The sequence below is a fragment of the Microbacterium sp. Leaf351 genome, assembly GCF_001423825.1.
Taxonomy (GTDB): Bacteria; Actinomycetota; Actinomycetes; order Actinomycetales; family Microbacteriaceae; genus Microbacterium; species Microbacterium ginsengisoli.
The window spans coordinates 8,510-17,291 of record NZ_LMPK01000013.1 but is presented as its reverse complement, the minus strand read 5'-3'; the positions used below and the strand labels follow the sequence as shown (position 1 = coordinate 17,291).

Annotated in this window: 11 protein-coding genes; all 11 read left to right on the top strand. The window is 69.9% G+C overall.

Annotated features, from left to right (window positions below; genetic code table 11):
• Positions 1 to 543, top strand: a 543-nt coding sequence (locus tag ASG00_RS05425) for an adenylate kinase (protein ID WP_056207456.1), incomplete at its 5' end; no start/stop codon positions are given.
• 47 nt (positions 544 to 590) lie between these two features.
• A complete protein-coding gene (map, locus tag ASG00_RS05420; RefSeq protein WP_056207495.1) occupies positions 591 to 1,376 on the top strand; it encodes a type I methionyl aminopeptidase in 786 nt (261 codons plus the stop codon).
• Between the two features lie 63 nt (positions 1,377 to 1,439).
• Positions 1,440 to 2,147: a DsbA family protein gene (locus ASG00_RS05415; RefSeq protein WP_045246789.1), complete on the top strand. Its 708-nt coding sequence runs from the start codon at positions 1,440 to 1,442 to the stop codon at positions 2,145 to 2,147.
• Between the two features lie 296 nt (positions 2,148 to 2,443).
• Entirely contained in the window at positions 2,444 to 2,845 is a 402-nt protein-coding gene (locus ASG00_RS05410; protein ID WP_056207454.1) for a type IV pilin protein, read from the top strand.
• 7 nt (positions 2,846 to 2,852) lie between these two features.
• Positions 2,853 to 3,239, top strand: a complete 387-nt coding sequence (locus tag ASG00_RS05405) for a prepilin-type N-terminal cleavage/methylation domain-containing protein (RefSeq protein WP_045246788.1) — start codon at positions 2,853 to 2,855, stop codon at positions 3,237 to 3,239.
• A 32-nt stretch (positions 3,240 to 3,271) separates the two neighbouring features.
• Positions 3,272 to 3,781 (top strand): hypothetical protein, encoded by a 510-nt coding sequence (locus ASG00_RS05400; RefSeq protein WP_056207452.1) that lies wholly within the window; start codon positions 3,272 to 3,274, stop codon positions 3,779 to 3,781.
• Positions 3,772 to 5,559: a hypothetical protein gene (locus ASG00_RS05395; protein WP_056207450.1), complete on the top strand. Its 1,788-nt coding sequence runs from the start codon at positions 3,772 to 3,774 to the stop codon at positions 5,557 to 5,559. The genes ASG00_RS05400 and ASG00_RS05395 overlap by 10 nt, the downstream gene beginning before the upstream one ends.
• On the top strand, positions 5,556 to 6,374 hold the full coding sequence (locus ASG00_RS05390) for a prepilin peptidase (RefSeq protein ID WP_056207448.1): 819 nt from the start codon (positions 5,556 to 5,558) through the stop codon (positions 6,372 to 6,374). Before ASG00_RS05395 ends, ASG00_RS05390 begins: the two co-directional genes overlap by 4 nt.
• 55 nt (positions 6,375 to 6,429) lie before the next feature.
• On the top strand, positions 6,430 to 7,434 hold the full coding sequence (pilM, locus tag ASG00_RS05385) for a type IV pilus biogenesis protein PilM (RefSeq protein ID WP_056207447.1): 1,005 nt from the start codon (positions 6,430 to 6,432) through the stop codon (positions 7,432 to 7,434).
• A complete protein-coding gene (locus ASG00_RS05380) occupies positions 7,431 to 8,087 on the top strand; it encodes a hypothetical protein (protein WP_045246783.1) in 657 nt (218 codons plus the stop codon). The genes pilM and ASG00_RS05380 overlap by 4 nt, the downstream gene beginning before the upstream one ends.
• A 5-nt stretch (positions 8,088 to 8,092) precedes the next feature.
• Entirely contained in the window at positions 8,093 to 8,746 is a 654-nt protein-coding gene (gene pilO, locus ASG00_RS05375) for a type 4a pilus biogenesis protein PilO (protein ID WP_056207441.1), read from the top strand.
• The last annotated feature ends 36 nt before the right edge of the window (positions 8,747 to 8,782 follow it).

Here is an 8,782-nt window from a genome sequence, read left to right as displayed (position 1 = left end):
ACGCAGGGCGTGCGCATCGCGGAGGCGTTCGGCGTGCCGGCGATCTCCACGGGCGACACGTTCCGCGCCGCCATCCGCGACCAGACGCCGCTCGGTGTCGAGGTCAAGGCGATCATCGAGGCGGGGAACCTGGTTCCCGACGAGGTCACGAGCGCGGTCGTGCGTGAGCGTCTCGCGCAGGATGACGCGGCGCCCGGGTTTCTCCTCGACGGCTACCCGCGCAATCTCGGTCAGGTGAACGACCTCGATGCGTTCCTCGAGTCGCGCGACGAGCAGCTCGACGCCGTCATCGAGCTGAGCGTTCCCCGCCAGGAGAGCATCGATCGGCTCATCACGCGCGCCGCCGAGCAGGGTCGCACCGACGATACCGCCGAGGTCATCGCGCATCGGCTCTCGATCTACGAGAACGAGACGGCGCCGATCCTCGACGTCTACGGCGAGCGGGGCCTCGTGGTCTCGATCGACGGCGTGGGAACGCTCGACGAGATCACCGAGCGCATCGTCACCGCGCTGGTGGCCCGCGGGCTCACCCCGCAGGGCTGAGCGTGCTGCGCCGCTCGATCTACAAGACCCCCGCCCAGCTGCGGTCGATGGTCGAACCCGGCCTCATCACGGCGGCGGCGCTGCAGGCGGCGCGGGAGCTCGTGCGTCCGGGGGTGACGACGGCAGAACTGGATGCCGCGGCATCCGCTGTCATCACAGGCAGTGGCGCGCGCTCGAATTTCCAGCTCGTGCGGGGCTACCGCCACACGACCTGCATATCTGTGAACGACCAGGTCGTGCACGGCATCCCGGGGGAGCGCGTGCTCGAGCCGGGCGACATCGTCTCGATCGACGCGGGCGCGGAGTTCCGGGGCTGGAACGGCGACTCGGCGATCACGATCGTCGTGCCAGATGAGGCCCGCCCCGACCTCGTGGCATCGCGCACCGAGCTGTCACGGGTGACCGAGGGCTCCATGTGGGCGGGCATCGCGGCACTCGCGTCCGCGCGGACGCTCCGCGATGTGAGCGGCGCGATCGAAGATCACATCGTCGGGGCAGGTCACGGCTACGGCATCCTGCGCGAGTACGTCGGCCACGGGATCGGACGCAAGATGCACGAGTCGCCGAGCCTGTTCAACTACCGCACGCCCGATGCCGGCCCGGCTGTCGAACCGGGTCTCGTGCTCGCCATCGAGCCGATGGTGGTCGCCGGGGGAGAGGCCACCTACGTCGAGGACGACGACTGGACGGTCACCACGATCGACGGATCAGACGGCTCACACTGGGAACACAGCGTGGCCGTCCATGATTATGGTCTGTGGGTGCTCACCGCACCCGACGGCGGCGCCGCCGGGCTTGCCCCTTTCGGAGTCACCCCGGTCCCGATTCCCTGACGGACGCGTCGCCGCACCAGAGAAGTCCTCTGCGACCACAAGAGAACGGATACGACTGACGTGATGGCCGCTATTGCTCGAAAAACGAACTGGTTCGCGATCTGGGTGACGGTGGCTGTCGTCGTCGTGATCGGCGCCGTGGCCGGTGCTGTGGTGTGGATGAACGCCGACAAGAGCAGCCCCGGAACCCTGCCCACCGCCGCCCACATCAACACCGACACGGGCGCGATCTCCGTCGGCACCGGCTCGAAGACCCTCGACACGTGGATCGACCTGCAGTGCCCGATCTGCCAGTCCTTCGAGTCGACGTACGGCTCGGAGATCCAGTCGCTCGTGACCGCGAACACGATCACCCTCAACATCCACCCGATCTCGATCCTCGACCGGGTGACGGCCAGCGCCGCCGCATCCAACCAGCAGTACTCGACCCGCGCCGCCAGCGCGATGTACTGCGTCGCGATCAACGACTACGACAAGCTCTACACGTTCATGCAGACGATGTACCAGAACCAGCCGTCCGAGTCGTCGGGCGCGGGCTTGAGCAACGATGAGATCGCCGCCTACGCACAGCAGGCGGGGGCGACGAACTCCGCCTCGTGCATCGCCGGCAACACCTACACGCAGTACGTGGGCTACATCACGAAGAAGACGCCGACGCAGCCCGGGTCGACCGGCATCGGCACCCCGACGATCGCCATCAACGGCTCGGTCATCTCGAACAACTCGATCCCGTCGAGCCCGAGCGACTTCGCCGCGCTGATCACCAAGTGACGTCCGGGGCGGATGCCCCGACCCACCCACGGAGCCCCGCTCGCCTGTCGGCGAGCGGGGCTCCGTCGTTCCCGGTATCCCCTCGGATGAGACCGAGTGTCATACGCAAACGCGCAAATCTAGCGGCACCTTCAGGCTTCCGCAAGGCCTTGGGAAAAGTCCGTTCCCGCGCAGAACATGTGTGTGGGGGATCCGCATCCGCGGATCGATCTCCTATCCGCCAATGACGGTTGATGAGGGGAGTTTGGGCATCAACCGTGCGCGGAACATGCGTCAAACGAATTGGGGAATGAGAAATGCACGCAACACTGAACCACTACGTCGCCGCGGCGAAGCGGCGGCGCACCGGAGAGCAGGGCGAAGACGAGGGGTTCTCCCTCATCGAGCTGATCGTGGTCGTCGCGATCCTCGGCATCCTGGTCGCGATCGCGATCCCGGTGTTCCTGAATATCCAGGACACGGCGAAGGTCAACTCGCTCAAGACTGTCGCCGCCAACGGCGCGACGACCGTGGCGACGGCGATCGCCAACGGAAGCGACCCGGCCGCGGCGCTCGCGCAGATGAACCCCGACGGCGCGACCCTCGCTCTCGTGCCGGCGACGGGTGCGAGCCTCACCGCCTACTGCGTGACCGCGACGGCGACATCGGGTGGACCGTTGTCCGGCGCTGCTGCGCAAAAGTCCGGACCGACCTGCTGAGGTCGCCATGACCCGCAGCCAGGACGACGGCGGCTTCAGCCTCGTCGAGGTGGTCGTCGCCGTCGTCCTGCTCGGGCTCGTCGCGATCGCGATCCTGCCGGCCCTCGTCATGGGCTTGCAGGCGACCGCCACCCAGTCGTCGGTGGCGACCTCCACCCGTGAGGTCAGCCAGATGATCGACTCCGCCCGTCAGCAGACCACCTGTGCGGGCCTCGCCCAGGCGCTGCAGGCGCAGACGTTCTCGGACGGTCGAGGACGCTCGCTGACCGTCACGGGAACGATCGACAACCTGACAGGAGCAACGTGTCCGACTCTCGCGCACGTCTCGGTCACCGCGACCAGCGGTACGTCGACGCTCACCAGCTCCACGGCGCTCGTCTACGTCACCGGCTGATGCGCGTCGGGGCGGCGCGTGGCGACGAGGGGATGACCCTCGTCGAACTCATCCTGTACTCCGCCCTCACACTGCTCGTGGTCGGGGGCCTCGCCGGTGTTCTGGTGAACACCTGGACCGCCCAGGCGAACGCCACCACGGTCGGCCAGGCCACCACCCGCGGAACCGTGTTCACCGAAGGGATCGAGAAGGCCATGCGCAACGCCTATGCGTTCCGGGTCACCGGCAGCGGTTCCACGCTCTCGGTGTGGACCGGTCTCGGCGGCGCGGCGGTGTGCCAGGGGTACACCGTCGACGGCTCCGGTGCGCTGCGCATGACCGCGACGGCGGGCTCGGCGGTGCTGCCCGCGGCATCCACCTGGCCGGTGTGGCAGACCGGCGCGGCGCAGATCGGCTCCACCGCGTACTTCACGGCCACCTCGACGGCCGTCAGCTACAGCTTCCGCGTCACGACCGCGGGTGCGCCCGTGGCCTTCACCGGCACCGAAACCGTGCGCACCTCGACCGTGCCCGCCTCCGCGGGGGTGAACCCGTGCTGGTGATCCCTCGTTCTGCCCGCGCCCCGCGCGCCCGCCTCGGAGACGACGGCGCCTCCCTCGTCGCCGTCGTCGTGGTGATGCTGGTCGGTTTCGTCGTCGCCGTCACGATCGCCGGAGTCAGCATCTTCGCGATCACGCAGAATCAGCGCAGCGCCTCGAGCCTGCAGGCCTTCACGGCGGCCGAGTCGGGCCGCGACGCGGCGGTCGCGATGCTGGCCGCGGCATCCGCCGGCACGGCCGGCTGCAGCACGACCGGCACCGGCACCTACGCGGGCACCGCGGGCACCTACACGTACTCGTACTCGGTGTTCTCGACCACGAGCACCGTGCAGCCCTCCCGCAGCACCGCGCTCGGCGCGGCCGCCTGCCCCACGATCACCAGCACCTTCGTCCTCGTGCACGCCGTCGGCACCTCGCCGTCGGGCGCCACCACGGCCGTCGATGCTGTCTACCCGTGGGCGGGCAGCACAGTGAAGACCGACTCCCTCGGCTACATCAACAACGGGTTCTCCCCGCTGCTGAGCAACTTCACCGGCGGTGACCTGGTGGTGCGCTCCGGCGACTTCGCGTGCAACGCGACCACGATCTCCGGCAACGTCTACGTCCTGGCCGGCAACGTCACCATCGGGGCGGGCTGCATCATCCAGGGCAGCGTCTACGCGAGCGGCACCGTCACCGCGAGTCTGTCGGTCGTGAACAGCACGGTCACGGTCGGCTCGGTGAGCGCGGTCTCGATCATCACGGGAGACGTCACCGCCCTCGGCAACGTGAGTCTCGTGCCGTTGACGACCCTCTCCCTCCCGGGTCTGCCGCTCGGGCTGTCGGTGGGCGGCGGCATCCACTCCGGCGGCAACGTCACCCTCGACACCGCCATCAACCTGTCCCTGCTCGGCACGTACGCCGGCACCGTGGGCGGCGACGTCACCGCACGCGGCACGATCTCGATCAAGGCGTGGAAGGTGGGCGGGAAGGCGCAGGCCACCGGCACCATCACGGTGAACACGTCCCTCGGGGTGCTCTGCCTGATCATTCCGTGCGGCACCCTCGGCCCCACCTCACAGGTGCCGAACTCGTCCTCGACGCCGCAGCCCGCGTTCTCGCCCAGCCAGGCGCAGCTGCTGGCGCAGTCGGCCTGGGTCGACCTCAACGCCTCGACCAACTGGAGCAGGTACACCGGCAGCGCGTGGATGGCGTACGCGACCTTCACCGGGGACTCCTGCTCGGCGTCGTCGATCAACTCGGCCATCTCGGCGGCGACCGCGCCCATCGTCATCAACGCGACGGCGTGCACGTTCTCGCCCTCGTTCCTGCTGTCGATCACGAACGTGCCGCAGGACACCGTGCTGCTGGTGACCAACACCATCAACACGTTGGCGATCCAGGGATCCACGACGGCGACCGCCGCGAACCCGCGCCAGCTCTTCCTGGTGCAGGTCGACAACATCGCGAACGGCGTGCCCGACTGCGCCGGGCGGGGCGCCGTGACGAACCTGCTCAGCGCCGTCCCCACGTCGACGAACTTCCGGCTGATGGTCTACAGCCCGTGCGCGGCGAGCCTGCTCGGGCTCGGCAACGCCGCGAGCACGATCACGGGCCAGTTCATCGTGCCCACGACCAACTGGACGATCGTCGGCAACACCCTCAAGCAGGTCATCTGCGCCCCCATGACCGTGAACCCGAACATCCAGTTCGGGTGCAAGGCGACGGATGCCGCGACCGGCACGCCGATCGGATCGTTCACGACCGCGAAGGCGATCGCCCAGGTGGAGGTGTCGCCATGAGTGTCGCCGCACAGGTGTTCGTGATCGTCGTCGCCGGCGCGCTCGGTCTCGTCGTGGGATCGTTCCTGAACGTCGTCGTCTACCGCGTGCCCGCCGGTGTCTCACTGCTGCGGGCGAGCGCGTGCCCGACGTGCGACGTGCCGATCCGGTGGCAGCAGAACGTCCCCGTGCTCTCGTGGGTGGCGCTTCGCGGACGCTGCGCGCACTGCGGCTCGGCGATCTCGCCGCGCTACCCGCTCGTCGAGGCTGCGACCGCCCTGGGATTCGCGCTGGTCGCGTCGGTGGCCGTCGTCGTCCCGCAGGCGGGCGATGCCTCGTGGTGGCTCGCGCTCGCGGCGTTCCTCTATCTCGCCGCGATCACTGTCGCCCTCGCGCTCATCGATGTCGACGTGCGTCGACTGCCCGACGGGATCGTGCTGCCCTCGTACGGCGTCGCGATCGTGCTGCTCGCGCTGTCGACCCTCGTCGGCCACGACCTGTGGCCCATCGTGAGGGCGACGATCGGCATGGCCGCGCTGTACACCTTCTATCTGCTGCTGCGGCTGATCCGGCCCGACGGCATGGGAGGCGGCGACGTGAAGCTCGCGGGCCTCCTCGGCTGGTACCTGGCCTGGCTCGGCTGGGGGCCGCTCGTCGTCGGCGCGTTCACGGGCTTCCTCTGGGGCGGGATCTTCGGCGTCGCGCTGCTGCTCAGCCGGCGGGGTTCGCGGGCCAGTCGCATCCCGTTCGGGCCGTGGATGCTCCTCGGCGCATGGACGGGGATCGTGGTCGGCGCGCAGCTGACCCGGATGTATCTGGGGGTCTACACGTCATGAATCACAGGGGTGGACGTGCGCGCATGTCGGTGCGCGCCGGAACGGGGGAGGACGAATGACCGCACAGACAGTGGTCGGGCTCGAGATCGCGCAGTCGCACGTACGCGCGGTCGAGGTGGCGCCGGGGGCGACGCCGCGCGTCGTGGCCTGGGGGGAGGTGCCGCTGCCCGAAGGGGTGGCGGAGGACTCCGAGGTGATCGATGCCGCAGCGCTCACGCTCGCCCTCGACCAGCTCTGGGTGCGCAGCCGCATCTCGCACAAGAAGGTGGTGCTGGGTCTCGCGAGTCGGCGCATCCTGGTGCGCGAGTATGCGACGCCGCTCACCTCGCGCACCGCGATCATGCAGTCGCTCCCGTTCGAGGTGCAGGATGTGCTGCCGGTGCCCGTGGACCAGGCCGTGCTGGACTTCTACGCGATCGATCACGTCGACTCACTCGTGCGCGGGTTGGTCGTCGCGGCGATCGCCGAACCGATCGATGAGCTGCTGCGGGTGCTGGAGCGCTCGCGGATCGTCGCGGCATCCGTCGATCTCACGGCGTTCGCCCTCGCCCGGATCGCCCCGGCGGTCGCGGCGCCCGGGGAGACGGTCGCGCTGTTGCACATCGGCGAGCACACGACGACGGTGACCATCGTGCAGGACGGGGTGCCGCGGTTCGTGCGCACCCTCCCGGCGGAGATCCCGGCGTCGGCCCCGGTGGTGATCGAGAACGAGTGGATCGGCGCCGCCGTCGGCGACGGAGCCACCCGCGCGGAGTTGCGCGCGGGACGCACCGCCGTGCTGGCGCCCGCCGACGAGACGCCCGACCTCGTGCAGCGGGTGCGCAGCACGCTGCAGTTCTACGCGGCGCGCAGCGGTGCGGCGCCGGTCGAGCGCGTCCTCGTGAGCGGTGCCGGGTCGCTGCACCCGGGAGTGCTCCCCGCGCTCGCCGCCGCCCTCGACCAGAGCATCGACCGGGTGCCGATCGATCGCCTCGCGGTCTTCCCCGGTGAACCGCCCGAGCCCCGCCGGGCCGCGGATTTCGTCTCGACCATCGGACTCACGATCGGAGGCGAGCGATGAGCGCGGCCGTCGACACCCTCGTGCTCGGCGGTGCCGCCCGGGTCAACCTGCTGCCGCCCGCGGAGGTCGAGCGCCGGGCCCGCGTGCGGCTCGGGCGACGCTGGATCGGTGCGCTGGTGGGCACCGCGGTCGTCGTCGTGCTGATCATCGCCGCCGCCGTGGCCTACAGCGTGGTGGGCTCGGCGAGGCTCGCGTCGGAGCAGGCCCGCACGCAGCAGCTCGTCGCCGAGACGCAGAGCTACCAGTCGGTCGCGACCGCCGTGGCGACCCGCACCGAGCTGACCCAGTTCCGCGCCGATGCCCTCGGCTACGACATCCGCTGGGGCGCCGTGTTCGACACGATCTCCGCACACCTGACGCCCGGGGCATCCGTCACCGGATTCAGTCTCACGGCCGGCGCCCAACCGCAGGCGGGCACCACCGCGCAGCGCGGACTGGGCGGCTCGCTCACGGTCAGCGTCGCGAACCCCGCGGATGCCGCGTCCCTCGCCCGCGCGCTGCGGGGCGTGTCCGGCGTGCTCGCAGCGGACGCGGGCGACGTCACGTCGTCGACGACGGCGGGGACGCAGGCAGCGCCCACGTACGACGTGACGATCGACGTCGTCTTCGACCAGTCGGTGTACTCCGGCCAGTTCTCGCAGGAGGGGAAATGAGGAACATGTCGAGGGGGCTCATCTCCGCGCTCGGCGCGCTGATCGCGGTGGTCGTCGTGGCCGCGGGCGTCTTCCTCGTCGCGCTGCCGATCTATCTCGGCGCGACGGGAGTGCACGGCCAGGCCGATGCCGCGGCCGCCACGAACGACCAGCTGCAGGTACGGGTCGACGCGCTCGCCGCTCAGGCGAAGGACACCACACAGCTCACCCAGGCCGTCGCGCAGCTGCGTGCGCAGATCCCGTCGGCGGCGGGGGTCGATCAGCTGGTGGACCTCGTCACCACGGCCGCATCGGCAGCGGGCGTCACGATCACGTCGATCACGCCGTCGCCCGCTGTGGCCTTCGCTCCCCGCACGAGCGAGGTCGCGGCCGCCGATGCGGCGAACACGGCTACGGCGGGCAGTGCCGGCTCATCCGCCACGACACCGGCGACGGGCGCCACCGCGGCTCCGGTCGGTCGACTGCAGGTGCCGATGGCGATCACGGTGACCGCGAAGGATGCCGCCCAGGCGGCGTCGTTCCTCGACGCGCTGCGCGCCGGCCCGCGTCTGCTGGCGATCGTCGGCACGAGTGCCACCGAGACGGGCACGGGCTCGTCGACGGGCGGCGCGCTCACGGTCACAGTCAGCGCGCTCGCGTTCGCCGAGACGGAACAGTGAGGACCCGCAGATGACCACCACGATCACGCTTCCCAC

What these genes read in the sequence shown, in the direction of transcription:
- map (WP_056207495.1), top strand. Translation starts at nt 591, where the DNA reads ATGGTCGAACCCGGCCTCATCACGGCGGCGGCGCTGCAGGCGGCGCGG.
- ASG00_RS05410 (WP_056207454.1), top strand. Translation starts at nt 2,444, where the DNA reads ATGCACGCAACACTGAACCACTACGTCGCCGCGGCGAAGCGGCGGCGC.
- pilM (WP_056207447.1), top strand. Translation starts at nt 6,430, where the DNA reads ATGACCGCACAGACAGTGGTCGGGCTCGAGATCGCGCAGTCGCACGTA.
- pilO (WP_056207441.1), top strand. Translation starts at nt 8,093, where the DNA reads ATGTCGAGGGGGCTCATCTCCGCGCTCGGCGCGCTGATCGCGGTGGTC.
- ASG00_RS05415 (WP_045246789.1), top strand. Translation starts at nt 1,440, where the DNA reads ATGGCCGCTATTGCTCGAAAAACGAACTGGTTCGCGATCTGGGTGACG.
- ASG00_RS05405 (WP_045246788.1), top strand. Translation starts at nt 2,853, where the DNA reads ATGACCCGCAGCCAGGACGACGGCGGCTTCAGCCTCGTCGAGGTGGTC.
- ASG00_RS05390 (WP_056207448.1), top strand. Translation starts at nt 5,556, where the DNA reads ATGAGTGTCGCCGCACAGGTGTTCGTGATCGTCGTCGCCGGCGCGCTC.
- ASG00_RS05380 (WP_045246783.1), top strand. Translation starts at nt 7,431, where the DNA reads ATGAGCGCGGCCGTCGACACCCTCGTGCTCGGCGGTGCCGCCCGGGTC.
- ASG00_RS05400 (WP_056207452.1), top strand. Translation starts at nt 3,272, where the DNA reads ATGACCCTCGTCGAACTCATCCTGTACTCCGCCCTCACACTGCTCGTG.